20 protein-coding genes and 1 tRNA gene are annotated in these 20,797 nt (G+C 56.5%); 5 read left to right on the forward strand and 16 right to left on the reverse strand.

Going from position 1 to position 20,797, the window contains the following annotated elements; genetic code table 11:
* Position 1: 1 nt before the first annotated feature.
* From FMN63_RS25340 to aptA, 5 genes are all read right to left on the reverse strand, one after another.
* Positions 2-808 carry an ABC transporter ATP-binding protein gene (locus FMN63_RS25340; protein WP_148587351.1) on the reverse strand — a complete coding sequence of 269 codons (807 nt, stop codon included), beginning with the start codon at positions 806-808 and terminating at the stop codon, positions 2-4.
* Positions 809-930: 122 nt separating this feature from the next.
* The gene (gene hydA / locus FMN63_RS25345; protein ID WP_148586863.1) at positions 931-2,388 is read right to left on the reverse strand and encodes a dihydropyrimidinase; all 1,458 of its coding nucleotides are present in this window, start codon (positions 2,386-2,388) and stop codon (positions 931-933) included.
* Between the two features lie 67 nt (positions 2,389-2,455).
* Positions 2,456-3,226 carry an endo alpha-1,4 polygalactosaminidase gene (locus FMN63_RS25350; protein ID WP_148586864.1) on the reverse strand — a complete coding sequence of 257 codons (771 nt, stop codon included), beginning with the start codon at positions 3,224-3,226 and terminating at the stop codon, positions 2,456-2,458.
* A gap of 97 nt (positions 3,227-3,323) precedes the next feature.
* Positions 3,324-4,580: a Zn-dependent hydrolase gene (locus FMN63_RS25355; RefSeq protein WP_148586865.1), complete on the reverse strand. Its 1,257-nt coding sequence runs from the start codon at positions 4,578-4,580 to the stop codon at positions 3,324-3,326.
* A gap of 46 nt (positions 4,581-4,626) precedes the next feature.
* Positions 4,627-5,955, reverse strand: a complete 1,329-nt coding sequence (aptA, locus tag FMN63_RS25360; protein ID WP_148586866.1) for an omega-aminotransferase AptA — start codon at positions 5,953-5,955, stop codon at positions 4,627-4,629.
* Between the two features lie 481 nt (positions 5,956-6,436).
* Between aptA and FMN63_RS25365 the strand changes: the two genes are divergently transcribed.
* Both FMN63_RS25365 and arfB read left to right on the forward strand, forming a co-directional pair.
* Positions 6,437-7,117 carry a TetR family transcriptional regulator C-terminal domain-containing protein gene (locus FMN63_RS25365; RefSeq protein WP_148586867.1) on the forward strand — a complete coding sequence of 227 codons (681 nt, stop codon included), beginning with the start codon at positions 6,437-6,439 and terminating at the stop codon, positions 7,115-7,117.
* Entirely contained in the window at positions 7,114-7,575 is a 462-nt protein-coding gene (arfB, locus tag FMN63_RS25370; RefSeq protein WP_148586868.1) for an alternative ribosome rescue aminoacyl-tRNA hydrolase ArfB, read from the forward strand. Before FMN63_RS25365 ends, arfB begins: the two co-directional genes overlap by 4 nt.
* A 149-nt stretch (positions 7,576-7,724) precedes the next feature.
* Here arfB and FMN63_RS25375 read toward each other — a convergent pair whose 3' ends face one another.
* Entirely contained in the window at positions 7,725-8,801 is a 1,077-nt protein-coding gene (locus FMN63_RS25375; protein WP_148586869.1) for a D-alanine--D-alanine ligase family protein, read from the reverse strand.
* A 286-nt stretch (positions 8,802-9,087) separates the two neighbouring features.
* Between FMN63_RS25375 and FMN63_RS25380 the strand changes: the two genes are divergently transcribed.
* Positions 9,088-9,891, forward strand: a complete 804-nt coding sequence (locus FMN63_RS25380) for a class I SAM-dependent methyltransferase (protein WP_148586870.1) — start codon at positions 9,088-9,090, stop codon at positions 9,889-9,891.
* A 112-nt stretch (positions 9,892-10,003) separates the two neighbouring features.
* Here FMN63_RS25380 and FMN63_RS25385 read toward each other — a convergent pair whose 3' ends face one another.
* A complete protein-coding gene (locus FMN63_RS25385) occupies positions 10,004-10,504 on the reverse strand; it encodes a GNAT family N-acetyltransferase (protein ID WP_148586871.1) in 501 nt (166 codons plus the stop codon).
* A 401-nt stretch (positions 10,505-10,905) separates the two neighbouring features.
* Here FMN63_RS25385 and FMN63_RS25395 point away from each other — a divergent pair, with 401 nt between their 5' ends.
* Positions 10,906-11,448: an AAA family ATPase gene (locus tag FMN63_RS25395; protein ID WP_148586872.1), complete on the forward strand. Its 543-nt coding sequence runs from the start codon at positions 10,906-10,908 to the stop codon at positions 11,446-11,448.
* Between the two features lie 256 nt (positions 11,449-11,704).
* Here FMN63_RS25395 and FMN63_RS25400 read toward each other — a convergent pair whose 3' ends face one another.
* From FMN63_RS25400 to FMN63_RS25440, 9 genes are all read right to left on the reverse strand, one after another.
* Entirely contained in the window at positions 11,705-12,085 is a 381-nt protein-coding gene (locus FMN63_RS25400; protein WP_286192783.1) for a GNAT family N-acetyltransferase, read from the reverse strand.
* Positions 12,086-12,379: 294 nt separating this feature from the next.
* Positions 12,380-13,039 carry an RNA ligase family protein gene (locus tag FMN63_RS25405; protein WP_286192759.1) on the reverse strand — a complete coding sequence of 220 codons (660 nt, stop codon included), beginning with the start codon at positions 13,037-13,039 and terminating at the stop codon, positions 12,380-12,382.
* 254 nt (positions 13,040-13,293) lie between these two features.
* Positions 13,294-13,815 (reverse strand): regulatory protein RecX, encoded by a 522-nt coding sequence (locus FMN63_RS25410; RefSeq protein ID WP_148586874.1) that lies wholly within the window; start codon positions 13,813-13,815, stop codon positions 13,294-13,296.
* A complete protein-coding gene (locus tag FMN63_RS25415; protein ID WP_148586875.1) occupies positions 13,808-14,647 on the reverse strand; it encodes an MBL fold metallo-hydrolase in 840 nt (279 codons plus the stop codon). Before FMN63_RS25415 ends, FMN63_RS25410 begins: the two co-directional genes overlap by 8 nt.
* Positions 14,644-15,450, reverse strand: a complete 807-nt coding sequence (locus FMN63_RS25420) for a TatD family hydrolase (protein WP_148586876.1) — start codon at positions 15,448-15,450, stop codon at positions 14,644-14,646. Before FMN63_RS25420 ends, FMN63_RS25415 begins: the two co-directional genes overlap by 4 nt.
* A 149-nt stretch (positions 15,451-15,599) precedes the next feature.
* Entirely contained in the window at positions 15,600-16,661 is a 1,062-nt protein-coding gene (locus FMN63_RS25425; protein WP_148586877.1) for a DNA polymerase III subunit delta', read from the reverse strand.
* Positions 16,661-17,386 carry a dTMP kinase gene (gene tmk, locus FMN63_RS25430; protein WP_148586878.1) on the reverse strand — a complete coding sequence of 242 codons (726 nt, stop codon included), beginning with the start codon at positions 17,384-17,386 and terminating at the stop codon, positions 16,661-16,663. The genes FMN63_RS25425 and tmk overlap by 1 nt, the downstream gene beginning before the upstream one ends.
* Positions 17,387-17,421: 35 nt before the next feature.
* The gene (locus tag FMN63_RS25435; protein ID WP_209001309.1) at positions 17,422-18,501 is read right to left on the reverse strand and encodes a D-alanyl-D-alanine carboxypeptidase family protein; all 1,080 of its coding nucleotides are present in this window, start codon (positions 18,499-18,501) and stop codon (positions 17,422-17,424) included.
* A gap of 201 nt (positions 18,502-18,702) precedes the next feature.
* Positions 18,703-19,848 carry a septal ring lytic transglycosylase RlpA family protein gene (locus FMN63_RS25440; RefSeq protein WP_502706276.1) on the reverse strand — a complete coding sequence of 382 codons (1,146 nt, stop codon included), beginning with the start codon at positions 19,846-19,848 and terminating at the stop codon, positions 18,703-18,705.
* A 755-nt stretch (positions 19,849-20,603) separates the two neighbouring features.
* Here FMN63_RS25440 and FMN63_RS25445 point away from each other — a divergent pair.
* Positions 20,604-20,693 (forward strand) — tRNA-Ser (locus FMN63_RS25445).
* Positions 20,694-20,797 lie beyond the last annotated feature (104 nt).

The following is a 20,797-nucleotide window of genomic DNA, read 5'->3' on the forward strand; positions in this document are numbered from 1 at the left end:
ATCAATCCTCATAGGAATGTCCCGCTTTCAGGCCTTCGCGCACCCGGTGAGCAATTTTCAGAAACTCAGGTGTTTCGCGAACATCGAGACTGCGCTCGCGCGGAAGGTCGCTTTCGATAACGTCATAGATACGTCCCGGCCGCGGGCAGAGCACGACGATCTTGGTCGACAGGAAAACAGCTTCGGGGATTGAGTGGGTAACAAAGACAACGGTCTTGTTGGTTTTTGCCCAAAGTTGCAGAAGCTGCTCGTTCAGGTGGTCGCGAACGATCTCGTCAAGCGCGCCGAAAGGCTCGTCCATCAAGAGCAGATCCGGCTCGACGGCAAGGGCACGGGCGATGGAAGCGCGCTGCTGCATTCCACCGGAGAGCTGCCAGGGATACTTCTTCTCAAAGCCGGTCAGGTTGACCAGTTCCATGTTGCGGGAAATGCGTTCTTGCTGTTCAGCCTTTGACAGCCCCATGATTTCCAGCGGCAACGCCACGTTCTTGGCAATCGTGCGCCAGGGGTAAAGGGCGGCAGCCTGGAAGACATAGCCATAGGCCCGGTTAAGGCGGGCGTCTTCCGGAGACACACCGTTGACCGAGATGGAACCGGCTGTCGGTTTTTCAAGATCGGCGATGACCCTGAGCAAGGTGGTCTTGCCGCAGCCAGAGGGACCGATGAAGGAAACGAAGTCTCCCTCTTCGATCTTCAGATCGATGTCTGAAAGCGCATGAACCGGCCCGTCGTTGGTCTCGAACGTGAGCGAGAGGTTCTCGATATCGATTACCCGGTTCGGGCTGGCGCTTTGTTTGTTTTCCACCATTGCGGTGTCCTTTGCGCTGGCAAGTGCAGTCATCAATTTCCTCGCGGCACGAAACGGGTCCGGTTTGACACTTTCGTTTCTTGAAAGTCCCCGCCCTTCTGAAGGGCGGGGACGAATTTGGATCAGACGCCGCTGGCGGGAATGCCGGTACGCTCCACCTTACGCGGTGCGGTCAGTTCCTTCCACGTGCTCAGCGCCTTGTTGACGGCCTGATGCGGTTTGCGCGCGACGAATTCGCCGTGACCCTGGCTGTGATTGACCGTGCCATCTTCAACGGCAACGCGGCCACGGGTCAGCGTATAGCGTGGCAGCCCTTTGACAGCCTTGCCCTCGAACACGTTGTAGTCGATGGCCGACTGCTGGCTGGAGGCGGAAATGGTCTTTGATTTTTCCGGATCCCAGACCACGAGATCGGCATCCGCGCCAACCAGAATTGCTCCTTTTTTCGGATAGATATTGAGGATCTTTGCAATGTTGGTTGAAGTGACGGCGACGAATTCGTTCGGTGTCAGACGGCCGGTATTCACCCCATAGGTCCACAACATCGGCATACGGTCTTCAAGGCCGCCGGTGCCGTTCGGGATCTTGGTGAAATCGCCGACACCGGTGCGTTTCTGATCGGTCGTAAAGGCGCAATGGTCCGTTGCAACCACCTGCAGCGAGCCGGAGGCGAGACCTGCCCAAAGGCTGTCCTGGTGTTTCTTGTCGCGGAACGGAGGCGACATGACCCGGCGGGCTGCATGGTCCCAATCGGCGTTCTTGTATTCGCCGTCATCAAGCGTCAGGTGCTGGATAAGCGGTTCGCCGTAAGCCCGGATGCCATTTTGACGGGCCCGGCGAATGGCTTCATGCGCCTGTTCGGAAGACGTGTGAACGATATAGACCGGCACGCCAGCCATGTCTGCGATCATGATCGCGCGGTTGGTGGCTTCGCCTTCCACTTCCGGCGGACGGGAATAGGCATGGGCTTCCGGACCGTTGTTGCCTTCTGCAAGTAGTTTTTGCTGCAAGGTGGCAACCACGTCTCCGTTTTCTGCATGCACCAGTGGCAAGGCGCCGAGTTCGGCGCAGCGTGAGAACGAGGCGAACATCTCGTCGTCATTCACCATCAAGGCGCCCTTGTAGGCCATGAAGTGTTTGAAGGTGTTGATGCCCTTCTGTTGCACAACGGTCTGCATGTCATTGAAGACCTGCTCGCCCCACCAGGTGATCGCCATGTGGAAGGAATAGTCGCAGTGGGCCATTGACGACTTGTTGTCCCACATCTGCAGCGCTTCCAGCAGGGATTGGCCGGGCGAGGGCAGGGCGAAATCGACAACCATGGTCGTACCGCCGGCAAGTGCCGCGCGCGTTCCGCTGTCGAAATTGTCCGTCGAGAATGTGCCCATGAAGGGCATTTCCAGGTGGGTGTGCGGATCGATGCCGCCTGGCATGATGTAACAGCCGGTCGCATCCAGGGTTTCGTCACCGGACAGGTTGGGTCCGATTTCGACAATGCGGCCGTCTTCGATTTTCACATCGGCTTCGTAGGAAAGATCGGCGGTAACAACCGTACCGCCCTTGATCACTTTGCTGGCCATTTGTGTTCCCCTTTTCGTTTGTCACTTGCCCGGTGCGAATTGCCGGTATTTCTGGCGGTAGTCTGCCTCAGGGGCAGGTTTCTACCGGTGCCGTTAGATCCCGGTCCTTCAGGATCATGGCGATATTCTCTTGCGCGGCGACCTCGCAGGCTTCTGAAAAGTCTATCGGTCGGTCCGTATATTCTGCGTCGAAAACCGGTTTGCCATCCCGGACATAAGCGCCAACGTCGGCACACCATCTGTCCTGAAAACAGCTTTCGGCGATCAGGAAATCCATGTGATCGATCAGGTCGGCTGTAAGGTCGGGCACATTTTTCTGACCGATACCGAGGTCGAGAGAATGTGCGATGGCAGCCAGCCTGGCGACATAGGCGACGACATCATCCGCAGTGATCGGAAATCCACTGTCGTTGTCATGAACGTCCATGTTGTCAGGTTCAATCGCGTCGAAGCCTTCGTTCTTGCAGGCCTCGAAACGGGATTTCATAATGGGAAGCAGGACATCAAGTCGGCGAATGTCGAGAAAACGTTCATCCGGCCAATCTTCATAGGTCTTGCCCACTACGTCTTCCGGAAAGGCTTTGTAGTCCTTCGAGCCAGCTTCCAGCGTACCGATGCTGACGTAGCATATGGTTCGGACCCCTTTCTGCTGCAGCGCGGCAAGGTCGTCCGGTGTCACCAGATCGGGGTGAAGATCCAGAACGCTGACCTGCCGGTTCAGATCGACCGGTTCGGTGAGCTGCCAATCCCAACTGTCGCCAACGGAGAAGGCATGGGCAGGTGCTGCGACCAGGAGCAGGCCGCAGAGCAGTACCAATGCCTTTCCGTTTGCGAGCATCTATTCGCCGTTCCTCTTTTCCGGTTCCGGATCAAGCCCGGGACAGTTTGGCTTGTACAAACGCGGCGCGGATCCGCACCGGTCTGCCGATCTTTTGCTATTCCACAATCTCCGCCGTTTCGACGACCGCGTGGAACAGGACGTCCGCACCAGCTTTTGCCCAATCTCTGGAGATCTCTTCTGCCTCGTTGTGCGACAGGCCGTCGACACAGGGGCACATGATCATCGCGGTTGGAGCGACCTTGTTGATCCAGCAGGCATCGTGTCCGGCGCCGGAAATGATGTTCTGGTGGGAATAGCCGAGGCGTTCGGCTGCACTGCGGACAGCCTTGACGCACCCCTTGTCGAATTCCACCGGGTCGAAGCCACCGACTTTTTCGAACTCCACGTCCAGTCCCATCTCATCGCAGATCTTCTTCGCGCCTATTTTCAGGCGGTCTTCCATATCCTTGATGACGGCAATGTCGGGAGAGCGGAAATCGATGGTAAAGACGGCCTTGCCGGGGATCACGTTTCGAGAATTCGGGAAGACGTCGATATGGCCTGCGGCGCCAACGGCATGTGGTGCATGCGACCAGGCGATTTCGTCGACCAGTTGAAGAATGCGGGCCATGCCGAGGCCGGCATTCTTGCGCAAGGGCATCGGTGTGGAACCAGTATGGCTGTCCTTGCCCGTAACGGTGACTTGTGTCCACGACAGGCCCTGGCCATGAGTAACGACGCCGATGTCCTTGCCTTCCGCTTCCAGGATCGGGCCCTGCTCGATATGCAGCTCGAACATGGCGTGCATCTTGGTCTTGCGGGCACCGACTTCTTCATCGCCAACCCAACCGATGCGTTTCAGCTCGTCGCCGAATTTCAGACCTTCGTGATCACTCCGGTCATAGGCCCAGTCCTGGGTGTGAACACCGGCGAAGACGCCGGAGGCAAGCATTGCCGGAGCAAAGCGTGTGCCTTCTTCGTTGGTCCAGTTGGTGACAACGATCGGATGTTTTGTCTTGATGCCGAGGTCATTCATGGTGCGGACGACTTCCAGCCCACCGAGAACGCCCAGAACGCCATCGTATTTGCCGCCGGTCGGCTGCGTATCGAGGTGGGAGCCGACATAGACAGGCAGGGCGTCCGGGTCTGTTCCCGGACGCGTCATGAACATGTTGCCCATGGTGTCGACAGCCATGCTCATGCCGGCTTCCTCGCACCACTTCTGGAACAGCTTACGGCCTTCGGCGTCTGCGTCGGTCAGGGTCTGGCGATTGTTGCCGCCGGCAACACCCGGTCCAACCTTGGCCATCTCCATCAGACTGTCCCAGAGGCGTTCTGCGTTGATCCTCAGGTTTTCGCCGGGGGCTGCCATGTCTGTGTCTCCTAAAACGTGTCTATGTCTCTGGTCTTGCCGGATGTCAGTCGATTGCGTTCAGCACGCTGCGCAGCTTACCGAACAGTTCGTCGATCTGTTCCTTTGAAATAATCAGGGGTGGAGAGAGGGCGATGATATCTCCAGTGGTCCGGATCAGCAGCCCGTCGTCATAGGCCTTCAGAAAGGCCGAGAACGCCCGCTTGGTCGGTTCGCCGGCAATCGGGGTCAGTTCAATTGCGCCAATCAGGCCCAGGTTGCGGATGTCGATGACATTCGGGCAATCCTTTAGCGAATGCAGGCCGTCCTCCCAGTATTGGGCAAGGTCGGCGGCGCGCGTCAGGAGACCTTCTTCCTCATAGGTGTCGAGCGTTGCGAGTGCGGCCGCGCAGGCGAGGGGATGCGCGGAATAGGTATAACCGTGGAACAATTCGATCATGTGTTCCGGACCGGTCATGAAGGCTTGATAGATGTCGGACGTGCAGAATACGGCGCCCATTGGAATGACGCCGGAGGTCAGCCCCTTCGCCGTTGTAACGAGATCCGGTGTGACACCGAAGAAGTCGGTCGCAAACGGCGATCCCAGACGGCCGAAGCCGGTGATGACCTCATCGAAAATCAGCAAAATGCCGTTCTGTGAGCAGATGTCGCGCAGGCGTTCCAGATACCCCTTCGGCGGGATCAGAACGCCGGTCGAGCCTGCAACAGGTTCGACGATCACAGCGGCAATTGTCGAAGGATCGTGAAGCTGGATGATACGGATCAGCTCTTCGGCATATTCGGCGCCGCTTTCCGGCATGCCGCGGGAAAATGCGTTGCGTTCGGGGTCGTGCGTGTGGCGCATGTGGTCGACGCCGGTGAGCATCGTGCCGAAGGTCTTGCGGTTGGAGACAATGCCGCCGACCGAAATGCCTCCAAAGCCGACACCATGATACCCGCGCTCGCGACCAATCAAGCGGGTGCGTGTGCCCTGACCGATGGCGCGCTGGTAGGCAAGCGCGATCTTCAAAGCGGTGTCGACACTTTCCGATCCGGAGTTGGTGAAAAAGACATGGTCCAGCGGGGAGGGCATCATCGCTGCAAGACGGGCGGCCAGTTCGAACGCCTTGGGGTGGCCCATCTGGAAAGCGGGAGCGTAGTCCAGTTCGGCAATCTGCTTTTGCACCGCTTCAACGACCCTGGGCCGGGAATGGCCGGCATTGCAGCACCAGAGCCCTGCCGTGCCGTCGAGCACCTGCCTGCCGTCGGCGGTGGTATAGTGCATGTCCTTGGCGGATACGAACATGCGCGGAGACTGTTTGAACTGCCGGTTGGCCGTGAACGGCATCCAGAAAGCTTCGAGATTGTTGGTGGCAGCCTGGCTCGATGCTGACATACGTCCTCCTTGCGACCCTTCGTTATGGAAGCGGCCGACTGTTGCGAAATTGTGTTGGAAGGAATAGCACGCGCACCGCGTCAACGGCAGTGCCCACTGCGCCGGTCCTCTCCCCACACTGTTCCTAGGCGTTCCGGATGGGCTTTTGCCTCTTTCCTGTCCGCCTTAATCCTCTGTCTGGCCTTGCAGCCTGTCCGGTTTTGCCCGGATTTATGTAGTGGCCGAAGGTCGCCGGTGGTTCAAGACATCCCCATTGCGAGGGACGGATCAATCGACTAGCCTTCTGACCAACTGGTCAATTTACCCTAGGAGGGATTTGACCAAATGGTCAAGATGCAAATCCGGTTGTCATGACTAATTTCTGGTCATTCCTTCCGATGCCGCATTTGCCAAGCGTTGAATCGGTGTAATTTCAGGAAATTACACTGTTATGAATTGGGAACAGGGTTGGTATCCTTCGGGGCAGAAAGCGGAACAATTGATGGCGGATTTGGGCGGGCAAGCACAGGCATCTTTGAAATCAGGCGGACTGAGCCGGATCCAGGAAAAGAACCGGTCCCTGATTCTGGAGGCGGCTCTCGGCGAGTTTTCCATGAAGGGATTTTCCGGCGCGACCGTTGAACGCATTGCCGCGGATGCGGGAATGTCGAAGTCCAATCTGCTCTATTACTTCTCATCGAAGGAAGCGATCTACAACGCGACGTTGGCTCATATTCTGGAAGTCTGGCTGGCGCCCCTGAAGACGCTTAATCCGGACGGAGAGCCGGCGCAGGAATTAGCCGCCTATATCCGTCAGAAGATCGAGATGTCGGCCAGATTTCCCGAGGCGTCGCGGCTGTTTGCCAATGAGGTGATGCAGGGCGCACCACAGATATTGCCGATCCTGCAAACGGACCTTAAGCGGCTGGTTGCCGAAAAGAGCCAGGTGATCGAAGACTGGATTGCGGCAGGCAAGATGCGCAGTGTCGATCCCGTGCATCTCATTTTCACGATCTGGGCAACAACGCAGCATTACGCTGATTTTTCCGTACAGATCAAAGCTTTGACCGGAAAAGACCTTTCCGATGCGGCCTTCCAGGCTGAAACGGAAGCCGCGGTGACGACGCTGATCCTGAACGGTGTCGGCCTGAGTTTGCCAAGTGAAGACGGACTGGCGGAATGAGCGGCGGCGATGATCCGCACGCGTCATCCAGAATCGAGGTGACCGGTCGGCTTTTCATACTCAGGGAAGATTTGACCGAAGACTTTATTCGAGCTTCCGGGCCTGGCGGGCAGAATGTCAACAAGGTGTCGACGGCTGTTCAGCTTCGGTTTGATCTTGCGGGCAATGAAACGCTGCCGGAGGACGTCAAGTCGCGTGCCGCAAAAATTGCCGGAAGCCGGCTGACCCTCGGCGGCGAGATTGTCTTGCAGGCAGATAGGTTTCGGACACGCGAACGGAACCGGGAAGACGCGCTGGAGCGTCTTTTGGGATTGCTTCGAAAGGCGACGGAAAAGCCAAAGCCTCGCAAGGCGACAAAACCGACCCTCGGCTCCAAGAGACGCCGTCTCGATGCAAAGAAACAGCGTGGCCAGATCAAGAAGATGCGCGGCCGGTCAGCGGGTTACGACGGTTCGTAAACCGGAGCCGGCTGCTTTTTCCGGGGCATCCCTGGTTGGTAACATGGGCGCATATCCGCTGTTGGACCGGTTCACACCCCGCCGCGCTTCTGGTCATTGATGACAAGACCGAGCGGAAATCTCTGCCTTGAACGTGTGGAATTGATTTTTCAGATATCCCGCCCGGATCGGGCAATGCCGTGGGCAATCAGGCGATCGATGATTTCCGGATAGCTGACACCGCTCGCCGCCATGGCTTTCGAGTACATGCTGATGTTTGTAAAGCCCGGGATCGTGTTGAGTTCGTTGATGAGGACGTCCATGCTCTGGGTAACAAAAAAATCAACACGGGCCATTCCATCGCAGCCGAGTGCGCGAAAGGCTTTTGCTGCCAGTTCTTTCAACCGGCTCTCAACTTCGCTCGGCAGTTCCGCCGGCACTTTCAGCGCCGCACCGTCTTCGTCGACATATTTGGCGTCGTAGGTGTAAAAGCCGTGGCTCTCGGCAGGGGCGATTTCTCCTGGCCGGGAGACGAACAGCGTGCCATCGCACTCTTCCAGAACCGCAAACTCGATCTCACGTCCAAGCACAAATTCTTCGGCAAGAAGCTTGCTGTCGTGCTTGAAGCCTTCTTCAAGGGCAGCGTCATACTCGGTCGCGGTCGTAACCTTGCTGACACCGACAGAGGACCCTTGCCGCGCAGGTTTGATAAAAACAGGCTGGCCAAGATCAGTCTTCAGTAACTCGAAAGCCGGAGCATCATCCGGGCGAATGGTAATCGAACGGGCGGTTGGAAGGCCTGCCTCGGTCAGAAGCCGTTTTGCGAGGTCCTTGTCGAGCGCGTTCGCTGACCCGGCGATACCGCATCCAACGAGCGGTACCCGAGCCACTTCCGCAAGCCCTTGCACGGCGCCATCTTCACCGTGGAGACCGTGGAGCACCGGAAACAATGCATCGAGCTTTGCAAGATCATGAGGTGCTCCGCTTTCGTCCAGCGCTATCGCTCGTCCCTTGCCACCCGGAACGAGGCAAATCTCACTGCCGGAAGAGGGCCGTGTCAGATTTCCATTTTCATAACTGCTCAACAGCCATTGCCCCTCTCGGGTCACATACACGGGTACAGCGTCGTACTTGGAAGGGTCCAGCGCGTGCATGACATTCGTGGCGGAAAGAACTGAGACTTCGTGTTCGGCGGAACGGCCACCGAAGAGGACGGCAACGTGGAGTTTCTGAGATTGAGAGGTCAAAAAAGTCTCCAGTAGAATCGCATAAGAAAATTGAACTTGGCATCAGCGATAGCGCGATATTACGGCGCCGCAAAGTCTGACGACCTTTTACGCAAGCATTTCACGCGACACCGGCCTTCTATCTATCCGCGGCGTGACCGACCTGAGAGAACTTCCGATCGTAATCTTACCGTCGTGGTATTGGTTTTCCGAAAAGGATGGTTTTGAATTGACGCATTGGCCGAGCTGAGATGGTGATAGAAAAAGACCGTTTGGCAACGTGAAATTTTCAGAAGAAATTTGTTAAATGAAAGACGAACTCCGCAAAACATATACGTCAGCAAACAAGGCGGCCTGGAATGCGTCAGCATCGTTGCACAGCAGTGGTGAACGGTGGAAGCTTTTGCTGGAAGAGGCTTCAAGACCCGGGTTCAGTGTTCTGGACGAGCACTTGATTGCAACTTTGAAACGTATGGATTTCAAAGGAAAAACAGCAGTTCAAATTGGCTGCAACAACGCCAGAGAGCTGTTGTCACTGGCATCCCTTGGAATTCGACCCGCCCTGGGGATCGATCAATCAGGTGAATTTTTGGCGCAGGCTCGTCAGCTTGCTGACGCCGCCGGTTTGGCGCTTCGCTTCCTGGAAGCTGATGTCTATGATCTGCCAGAAGATGTTGGCAGTTACGATCTGGCCCTTATCACCATCGGTGTATTGAACTGGATGCCCGATCTATTCGGCTTTTTCCGCATTGTGGCCGGTCTCCTGAAACCCGGTGGGGCTCTGGTGATTTACGAGACACATCCGTTTCTCGAGATGTTCGATCCGGACAGCAAAACGCCGTACGAACCTTCATTCAGTTATTTTGACCGTCGACCGCAAGTCGTATCCGATGCCATCAGTTACGACGGCAAGAACCACGGGAAGGGGGAGACCGGCTATTGGTTTATTCATTCACTCGGTGACATCGTCAGCGCGGCCGCCGCGTCAGGTCTACAAATTATCGAGTTGAAGGAATACGGCCATTCCATTCGCGAACCTGAGTACGACCTCTATGAGAACCGGGATGCCCAGGTGCCGATGTCGTATTGTCTGGTTGCAGCAAAGCCCTAGATGTCGCCAGCCGAATGCCAGCCTGGTGATGGTGTGCGGGCGAGCTCAGCAAGCGTGTTTTTAACCCGATTTCAGCCCGCAAATGACGGGCAGGCGAGGGGCGTAATAAGCGCTATGCGAAGTAGGGTGAACTGATTTTCATGGGGCGTATCAGGCCCCAGCGTGTCTCCTGAGGCGGCCCGAACGCGCGAAATCCAGCCTTTTTGTATGCCGTGATGGCACGAATGTTTTCCGGGTGAGGATCGGTTGCGACGACGGGAGCGCCTTCCTCAAACAGCATCTTCACGTGCTGCGAGATAAAAGCAGGTCCATGACCTTTGCCTGTCAGAACAGGGTCGCCAATGTATTGGTCAATGCCTCTGGCGCCCGCGGGAAGCCCGTAAAAATGATGATCTTCAGAGCCATGGACCGTGTAGTCCTGTATGTAGGCAAAGGCGCCTTCCGCCGTTGAGACAATCCATCGTCTTACCTGAGGATCTGCCAGCTTTTGCTCTGTGTAAGGCTCAACATTGTCCCACCATGCACGAACATGCGGTCGGGATAGCCATTCCGCCAGCAGACCAAAATCGGCTGGTGTTACCCTTCGAAAAGCGTATCGATCGGTTGCTGACATGTCCGTTAAATATCATAGGAATTATCGAAGCGGGACGGCTTCCTGTTCGTCACATCGTGTAATCCTCCGGAAGCCAAAGCTGTATCGGAGACCCTGCGTGCGATTTGGTGATGGCCTGGACCTATTTCGTTGGCGACGCTTGAAAGGCCTTCCGAGAGACCTGCGCGACAGACAATCAGACCTGGCAAAGGGCAAAGGCGTGGGCGCTCTGGAAGGCTCTGGTTTGCCGGTCTGGGTTGTCGAGCCCAGACATCGATGGGACACAAGCCAGAGCTTTGCAGGCAATGTGCAACGAAGAATAGAGATCCATGTCAGATGGAAACTCAACGGCGGTTCATTGCGGGTTACCGAGCCCGTGAGGCGTCGTCTTCAGAACAGATTGTTCCCAACAGGAAATCGCGATGCAGAATTACACTTACAGCCGGCACGTCATTCTTTCCGGATGTTCCGGTGGTGGAAAGTCGACCCTTTTGGAGGAACTTGCCCGACGCGAGTTTCAGACAGTTCCGGAACCAGGCCGCAGGATTGGCGCGGAAGAACAGCGCGGCGAGGGGAAGGCGCTTCCCTGGGTTAGTCTTGAAGCTTTCGCAAGGCGTGCCATCGAGATGTCATCCCGAGACCGGGAACAGTTTTCCAGTGCCGACAGTTGGGTCTTTTTCGATCGCGGTCTTATCGACGCAGCGGTCGCGTTGGAGCACGCAACCGGGATAGCAGCATCTGATACTGTCAGCAAAACAGCCCGGTATCATCACCAGGTTTTTCTGACTCCGCCCTGGCTTGAGATTTATGAGACAGACAGTGAACGTCAGCATTCTTTTGATGAGGCTCTTGCAGAATACCAGCGATTGCTCGCAACCTTCGAGCAGCTTGGGTACGATGTAATCATCCTGCCAAAGATTGACGTCAAAAACCGTGCGGACTTTGTTCTGAGACGTCTGTGCTGACTTCTGACGCTCAAAATCAGTATTCGGTTCTTGCCAGCTTCGCCTTGCGCCGAATTATGGAATGCCGATGGAGTTGCACGATGCATCGTCTTGCTGAATAGGAGAAAGAACGGAAAGGGACCTCAGAAACCAACAAGGGCCGGCGTTCCTCGGGAGAGGCGAACCGTTTCACCGTTCCATGCTCGATTACCTCTCTTTGCCATGATGTGGAAGGAGGGCGTTCTTATTCCGGAATTGGGCTTGGCAGCGCGTTAAATCACGCAAAATGATCGTCTGCCAATCTCCCGAATAGCCGCTGGTCAAAATGCTGTCCACGCAGGATCATTTTCTGCCGCTGGGTGCCTTCCAGTCGAAAGCCAGCTTTCTGCAAAATGCGATCCGACGCTTCGTTTCCTGCCAATGTCCAAGCTTCAAGACGATATAGCAGCATGTTTTTATGACAGTGGTTCGTGACCGCTATCAATGCTTCTGTCGCATATCCTTTGCCCCAATAGCGTTTGTCATACTCGTAACCGACAACCGCAAACGAGGCTTGCCTGCTGATGGAGTTCAAGCGAATGCAACCTACTATGGCTCCCGTCCTGCTCTCTCGAACCATCCAGCCATACCCTTTGGATTGGCAGCCTGGACCATCCAGTTGACTAGTGCCTTCGTTCGTTTCTCAGAAGGCTTTCGGGGCAGGTCGGTATATTCGGATATTTCTGGTGCCGACAAAATGGCGTGATACGCTTCCCAGTCTTCAGAACGTACAGGAGACAGTTGCAAGCGATCGGTTTCCAAGTTCGCCATCTTACAAATGCCTCACGCCAAGATTATAGCCTTCGCCACGAAGCCAACAGGTTGACATGCTGGTCAGGGGAGGAGGCTGTCCGCTATCCCAGGGAGGACGGATAAGGTGCGCTGGGAACTTTGTGAATTGACGCATCAGAGATCAGTCGCGTGCCAGCTGATTGGCAATCAACTCGGCCTTCATCCAGTGCGTCTCGCTTTGAACATGACCGGCTCGGACATACTTGCCCATAGAAACTGGCATGTCGCCTTCGTTAAACGCGTCGGCAATGCGCACCACAAAGCCTTCCTGTTTGGTGAAGTCCAAAGACGCAATAATCTCTTCGAACAGACTGGCTCTGAATCCCCCGCGAAAGAGCGTCGGCACGGAACTGATGCCGAGTTCTTCAAACCTGCACAAGGTCTTGTCCCAGCTCTGGATCTCCTCGCCGATAATCCATGCGAACCCAAGGAAATAGGACGATAACGAAGTATAGGCGACAGAGTGCCACGCATAAAGATTTTCGCCAACGATGCGTTCATCGTCTGCCAATTGCGGAGAAATGCTGGCAGCAAAAGCCTTCAGCCAGTCACGGGACGGATGGTAACGGCTATCAGGACTGCGGGCGAATGTACCACCGTTGTGAATTGTCGTGTTTTCACCATCCATCTTTTCGGTAATGACGAGATCTTCCACCATGAGACCTCGCACCGATCCCATGGTCTTGTCGTCGCTGGTGCTTCCAGGCGACATGGGCAAATGGAAGGTTCGTCCATACTTTTTCATTCTGCAGAAATAGACGTTGTTCTGTATGGCAAGCAAGTCGGCTTGTATTCCATGCTCTAGCGACCGACGCTCAACAAAGCGGGAAGCGTGACGTTCTTGAATTGGACATGTGAGACATTTTAGTCCGGCGTCTACACAAACAAATCGCATAATCAATATTATGGAACATCTGTGTTAGTGGCAGTTTGTTTCGGTGTACCAGTGCCTTAGCTGCAGCCATCGACTGTCGCTTGAGATTTGCTCTGGAAAGCGCGTCGTTTCATGTACGGCTGACTGGTCGACGACGTGGCTCAGTCGCCTTCGGAGCCGTCGATCACTTTTCGCGCGATGTCGTAGGAAAATCCGGCGCGGCACAAGGCAGCCAGGTCCTTGTCGCGGCGGTCATCGCGTGCCGGTGTCGTTCTGAACGGTCCGAGACGTCTGCGTCTTGCAAAGATTTGGGCAGCTTCTTCGTCGCTCCGCTCGTCCTGTGCCAGCACCGTCTGAATTGTGGTTCTGTCGACACCTTTGGCTGTGAGCTGCGCTTCGATCTTACGGGTTGATCCGCCACGGCGCCGCAATCCGGCGGTTTTGGTTTCCGCGTAGGTTTTGTCGTTGACGAGACCTGTCTGGACGCATTTTTCAACGACAGCGTCGATCACATCCGAATAGTCGGCCGGTTCAAGCTCAAGGCTCAAACAGGCTTTGAGCACCTTGCGTTCGAGAACCTTGCGAAGATTGGCTGCCGATGTTGCATAGCGTTCCAGATAATGAAGCGCAGACCTGATCAGCCGGTCTTCGGTCGGTGGTTTATATCGCGGCTTATCAGCCATCGGTCGATAGGATGCTTTCTTTGCCCATGACGGCGTTTTCCGCGGTCAGAACCATTCCATCATATGCCGGTTCTACGGTCTCAGGCAGTTCAGCGGACAGAACGTGGTAGTCCAAGTCATTGTGAAGATTGGTGAAAATGGCGCGTTTCGGTGCAATTTTACCAGTCCACGAAAGCGCATCCGTAAGGCAGAAATGGCTTGGGTGCGGTCTGCGGCGCAAGCAATCCAGGATCAAAAGATCGAGGTCTTTCAACTGGTTAAGGGTCGTTTCGGGAATGTCCGAAACATCTGGAATGTAGGCAGCGCCACCGATGCGAAACCCGAGTGCATGGATCTCGCCATGGACGACATCGAATGGTTCGAATGTGATCGCGCCGCCGCTTCCATCGATTGTAACAGGCTTACCCGGCTGAAGTTCACGCCGCTCCAGAATGGGTGGGTAGTTGGACCCTGCCGGTGTTTCGAAACAATAACTGAATGCCGAGAGTGCCCTGTCGGAGGTTACGTCATCCATGTAGACAGGCACTCTTTTGCCGGACTGGACCCAGAAGGCTCGCAAGTCGTCAATTCCGTGCAGATGATCGGCGTGGGAATGGGTGTATAGAACGGCATCCAGCTGCTTCACGTTCGCAGCCAGAAGCTGCGACCTGATGTCGGGGCCGCTGTCTATCAACACCGTTGTGCACTTGTTATCCACACGCTTTTCCACAAGAAGCGCACAGCGGCCGCGTCGGTTCTTCGGCTCATTGGGATCGCAGTCGCCCCAATCGTTGCCGACACGCGGCACGCCACCGGACGAACCGCATCCGAGAATGGTCAGCGTCAATGTCATGAAGCAATCGCTTTTGTTTGCTGGCTCTTGCGAGGCACCTTGTTGAAAAGGCGAAAGAAATTGTCTGTGGTTTGCCGGGCAATCTCTTCTTTCGAGACACCGCGCGTTTCCGCCAGAACCGCTGCTGTCATGGCCGTATAGGCCGGTTCGTTTCGCTTGCCGCGCTTGGGCTGCGGGGCCAGATAGGGAGCGTCGGTTTCCACCAGCAAACGGTCGGCCGGCAGTTCACGGGCTATGTCGCGGATCTCTTCAGAGCGCTTGAAGGTCAATATTCCGGAAAAGGAAACATAAAGGCCAAGCTCGATACCCGTCAGTGCGAGATCGCGGCCGGACGAGAAGCAGTGCAGAAGGGCGGGGAAGGCCCCCTTCCCCATTTCCTCGCGCAAGATCGTGGCCATGTCGTCATCTGCGTCGCGTGAGTGAATGACAAGCGGCAAACCAGTGCGCCGTGCTGCCTCAATATGGATGCGCAGACCTTCCGCCTGTGCGTCGCGCGGAGCCTTGTCGTAGAAAAAATCCAGACCAGCCTCACCAATCGCCACCACCTTGGGGTGGTTCGTCAACTGCACGATTTCGTCGGCTGTTATGCCGCGCTCCGTCCCGGCGTTGTGGGGGTGTGTTCCAACCGAACAATAGACGTCCGGATATTCTTCCGCGATTGCACGCACCTGGTCGAATTTGCGGATATGGGTGCAGATGGTCACCATCAGCTCCACACCGGCCGCTTTGGCCCGGGCGATCAGGTCGGCGCGTTCGCCGTTAAAATCAGGAAAATCGAGATGGCAGTGGCTGTCGACGAGCATTTAGGATCCAAATGTCATTGATTGGTAAGCCGCATATAGGTGCTATAGCAGCCTTTTAACAAGAGAATCGGATCTTGCCCAAGTCACGAAGCGCCGACTAGAGCGATTTTCGTCTCGTTCCGGCGCATCATTGATACACCTTGTGGCCGTCAGGCGGCGCGCAGCGCGAAGAAGAAGTCCAGCACGACCTGTTTCTTGTCGAGATTGAGCGCATCCGCGTCCCGGACCGCCTTGTTCATCTTGTCCCAGAGCTCGACGATTCCGTGAGCTTCGCGGACACCGTTGGCAAGGTTCCGGCGCATGCGGTCATGCAGCCAAATCTGCATGATGTGCTGGAAGCTTTCCCAATTGTCGGATTGGCCACGAGCGGCAACCAGATCCGCCAGTGCATGGACTGCCGCCAGATCTAGCTGTTGTGGCCGATCGGCAAGTTGACGAACGCCCTTGGCAATGGCCAAACCATCGCCGGAAAGCAACGTGATGGCAGAGCGAAGGCTGCCATCAGCTGTCAGCGCCAATTCACGAAGGTCCTCCGGTGAGCCAACCGAGGCACCAGACAGATCCTGCAGGCCCTCTGCGATTTCTTCCTCGGTCAACGGATCAAGATCGAGCCGTCGGCATCTGGACCTGATGGTCGGCAAAAGACGCCCGGGCGCGTGGCTCAAGACCAGGAACAGGCACCTTTGCGGCGGTTCTTCCAGGATCTTCAAAAGAGCGTTGGCGGAACTGATGTTCATGTCGTCCGCCGCATCGACAATGCAGACTCGCCAGGCCTTCGCCGATGCGGTTGTGCCAAAGAAGGAGACGGTTTTGCGAACCTCGTCCACCGGCAGATCAGCCTTGAACCGCTTAGACTTGTCGTCCCAGGGGCGGCGCAGATGCAGGATATTCGGATGTCCGCCTGCTTTGAGCTGACGTGCAACGGGATGATCCGTCAGGACGGCAAGGTCCCGTGCGGCGGAGACTTGTGGGCCGAATCTGTCCGGATTGGCGATTACGAAACGCGCGAAACGAAAGGCGAGTGTCGCCTTGCCAATGCCTTTCGGCCCACCCAGGATCCAGGCATGATGTAGCCGTTCGGATCTGTAAGCCTCCAGAAGCGCCTGTTCGGTCCTGGCGTGCCCAATCAGGCGGTCGCGTTCGTGCGGCAATGGATACCCCGGCAGGGCATCGACCTCTGGAATGTCGATTGGTTCATTGGCACGGGCCATCAATATGCCTCTGCGGGTATGCCGGTTGAGGTTTTGTCTTGTGGCAGGTCGCCGGAAAAGGTTTTCACCACGGCATCACGAATGGCGGCTGTGACTTCATCAAGGTCCTTTGAACCGTCAATGACCGCAAATCGAAAGGATTCGTTTTTTGCGAGTTCGAGAAACAGGTCGCGTCTGCACTGATGAACCTTGAGATCTTCGTCCTCGAACCGATCCGGTCCGCCGCTGTCATCTGTGCGAGACCGTTCGGCCACCCGGGCAAGCCCGATTTCAACCGGAACGTCGATCAGAATCGTCAGGTCTGGATAAACACCGGCGACCGCTGCCGTTTCCAGCAGCTTCAGATAGTCACGGTCGACACCTGCCTCGCCCTGATAGACCCAGGTTGAATCGGCGTACCGGTCGCAAAGCACCCAATCTCCGCGCTCAAGCGCCGGCTTGATGGTCGTATCGACATGGTCTGCCCGTGCAGCGGCAAACAACATTGCCTCACCGCGCGGTCCCAGATCCTTGGCGCCGCCAGAAAGCAGCATAGCCCGGATCTTTTCAGCCCCCGGTGAGCCACCAGGCTCCCGCGTGACAACGACTGACTGGCCCAGACTTTCCAGATAGGTTTTCAGGCGGGTGATCTGGGTCGATTTTCCGGCCCCCTCGCCGCCTTCAAAGGTGATGAAATATCCTGCCACCCGTTCCCGGCTCCGCTTGTTCTTGTTGGTCTTTGTCACCGGCTTTAACAGCAAATGCAATCGTTGTGGACCGTTTAGCCGATCCAGCCAAACAGAAGTTCCTGCAGGCCGTCGAGAGCACGTCCGATCATGGTCCCTTCCGCAACCGCATTTCCGGTCACGAGAGGAGACCGGTAGACGATGCCGTCCTTGCCGATCACGCGGATTTCGCCAACCTTCTCTCCGGCCTGGACAGGCGCTGGAAGCGGGCCGTTGTAGATGACCCTGATGCGGTAGTCCAGCGTGCCGCCACGCGGCAGAAGCACGTTGACGCTCTTTTCGGAGATCAAGGGCACAGACCCGGAAACGCCGCCGAAAACACGGCCATCGGCAACAACCTCGCCCGCTGAAAACAGCGTCTGGACGGAGAAATATTCCCAGGCGCCCTCAATGACTTCCTTGAGCGTCTGTAGCCGGTGTTTGTCGGAGGAGAGACCGGCAACGGCCGCGATCACCCTTCGCCCGTTCCGGTCCACCGAACCAAGGCCGGAATACCCAGCCTCAGCATCACTGCCGCCGCCAAGGCCGTCGAGGTTCCGGATTTCGCCAAGCAAGGGATTCTTGTTGCGCTGAAATATCTTGTTCCAGGTGAAATCTGGGATTGCAAACATCGGATAGAGATCGGCGTGGTTCTCCAGAATATATTCCGCAAGCCTTGCCTGGTCCCGGACCGTTGTCTGACTGGGAACCTCAGGATAGCCGGTGGGATTGCCGAAGCGGCTGTTTTTCATGCCGATGGATTGCGCAAGTTCGGTCATGCGCACCGCGAAGGCTTCTTCTGATCCGTCAAGGCATTCCGCCAGCACGATTGCGGCATCATTGCCGTTGTGTACCAGCAGACCCTTGAGCAGATCTTCAACCGGAATGTCAGACTTGATGGCGGCGAACATTGTTGCGCCACGCCCAGAGGGCGCACCGCCGGTTCGCCAGGCATGCTCGCTGACCTTGCAGGTCTGATCGATCTTCAGTTCACCGTCCTTGAGCGCTTTGAAAACCGTCGCTGCTGTCATGACCTTGACGAGCGCACCGGGGGAAAACGGACGGTCCGGTTCCTTCGCAAACAGGATAGTGCCGGACGCGGGCTCAAAGAGAAAAGCCATCGGAGCTTTGGTCACGATGGTTTCGGCAGCCTGCGTGGGGACCGAAAGGGATGAAGCAAGCAGGAACGAAAAAAGCGCCCCTCGCCTCAACAGGCGACGGGACGCTTTTAGAAGTACGAATACAGAATGTGCGGAGGCCATAAAACCGCTTGCCTTATTCATCCATACAGGCGCGGTTCGCGGAAAAAGCCGGACATCATCCGGCTTCCGGTCCGATTAGCCGCCGTTTTGCAGTTTGACCACCAACTCCCGCATGGAAAGGCCCGTGGCGGAAGCATTTGCCAGGAGCGAATGCGCGTCGGAAACTCGGCGATTTGCTGCGAAGGACGAAATCGCACTGCCGTTGACCAGATTGGTGGATGTGCCCGGTGCCGGAACGCGCAGCACACCAAGCGTTCCTTCTGCAGGTGCCTGGCCTGACGGCGAATACGCCGTTTCAACCGGCTCGAAACGATTGTTCGACGCAACTTCGATGTTTGGTCTGCCGGCTTCGAATGCCAGTGCCGGGTCGAAAGCGACTGCAACTGTGGTTCGCTGAGCCCGGAAAGCCGTAGCTGACGATGCGGTGGTCATATAAGGACGGGTGCTTGGAGCGGGCACGGCACCGAATGTAACCTGCGGAGTGGTCCGCTGAGGTGCGACTTGCTTGGGGTCTGCCTGGGCAAGCAACGTGCCGGGCATAGTCGCGCCAGGTTCGACAGCACCCGGCCCGCGGTAAGACGCCATCAGGAATGCTTCATCCTGTCCGTGCAGCGGTGCGCGACCGACATATTCGACCTTCACCTTGCCGACACCGGCGCTTTTGGTGCCAAGCATGGTTGCCGCACGTTCCGACAGGTCGATCACGCGGTTGCCGTGGAACGGTCCGCGGTCATTGACGCGCACGATCATTGAACGGCCGTTTGCCACGTTTGTTACGCGGGCATAAGACGGCAGCGGCATGGTGGTGTGTGCGGCGGTAATGGAGTTCCGGTCGAAGATTTCGCCATTGGCTGTCTTGCGGCCGTGAAATGTCGGCCCGTACCAGGAAGCAAGACCGGTTCTCTTATAATCCGGATCTTCTTTCGGATAATACCACTTGCCGGCAATCTTGTATTTCTTGCCCACAATGTAGCGTCCGCCACCTTTCGGCACGGCCTGGCCTTCCGCGACCACGCGCGGACTGCCCTTGACGCCATATTTTTCCGGGCTGAACTTGGATTTCTGCTGTGGGGCACTGCTACATGCGGCAACAGCCGAAACAGCGGCCGCAACAATCAACCCCGTGCGCAATTGCGCACCGAGTTTGCTGCCCGGACGCGAGTTAATCTCAAGCGTCGCAGCCAGCTCCCCTGAAGACGTTCCTGCCACCTGGTTTTTCACCCGGCAAGATTTCCCGCCTGTCCCTTGCATACTGCCGTCCTACTCATTACGCGCTGGCGGCCCCGCGGCTCACGCGATCATTCCGGTGCGTGGTTCGGTCCGCAACGGTTTTCAAGGCATTGTTCCGATCTTCAGATCAGTCCCCGCAAGATGCACTGCCCCCGCTGTACATCCTGCATATGCCCTTGTTTAAGCGCAGTTTTATTACTTCAAAGTAAACTAAACGTCGAGACCCAGGCGTTGCCCAATTTCAACTCTCCACCGCTTTCAGGGAACCTGAGGCTTGTTCCTTCAAGTCCAGATGGCGTAACTCTCTGAAATATAGTACGAAAATTTGTGCCAATTCACCTAATTTCACGTGTTGCTCTCAGAGCACAGGTAACAAGAAATCGTCATTCGGTTCGGATGTGACGCAGGTCACATTCTGCCCTGTCAATTCCGCTTAGGGTGAATTTGTTGCTGATGACCGCCCTGTCACAGCAATGCTGGACCCCACCTCCAGCTTTGGCCGCCGGTTCAAAACCCTGCCCACGACACCGGACCGGCGGCCCTGCCCTTTGGCGATGTTCCTGCGCTCGCAGTGCCCGTCCTGCCCCTGTTAAGCGAGCGACGCAGGAACATCCCAAAGGAGCCCTCTCCCGCCGTGCATCCACACCATTTCTCAAGCTTGAACCTCTTGCGGGTGATTCCGGCTTGACTTTCCGATTGAGAAAAAGGAAACGGTTTGAACAACCGGGCCGCCACGGCTTCGGTTTGGTGAGGTGGCCGAGTGGTTTAAGGCAGCGGTCTTGAAAACCGCCGTGCGTGAGAGCGTACCGTGGGTTCGAATCCCACCCTCACCGCCATTTTTCAATTTCACCTTCAGTATCTCGAATCCGAAAGCCGATGGCGGTTTTGGCGCAACTCGCAGTTTGATGCGGATTTCTGTTTCCCCTATCATCTGAATCCG

Source organism: Stappia sp. BW2, assembly GCF_008107695.1.
In the GTDB taxonomy this organism is placed as follows: Bacteria; Pseudomonadota; Alphaproteobacteria; order Rhizobiales; family Stappiaceae; genus Roseibium.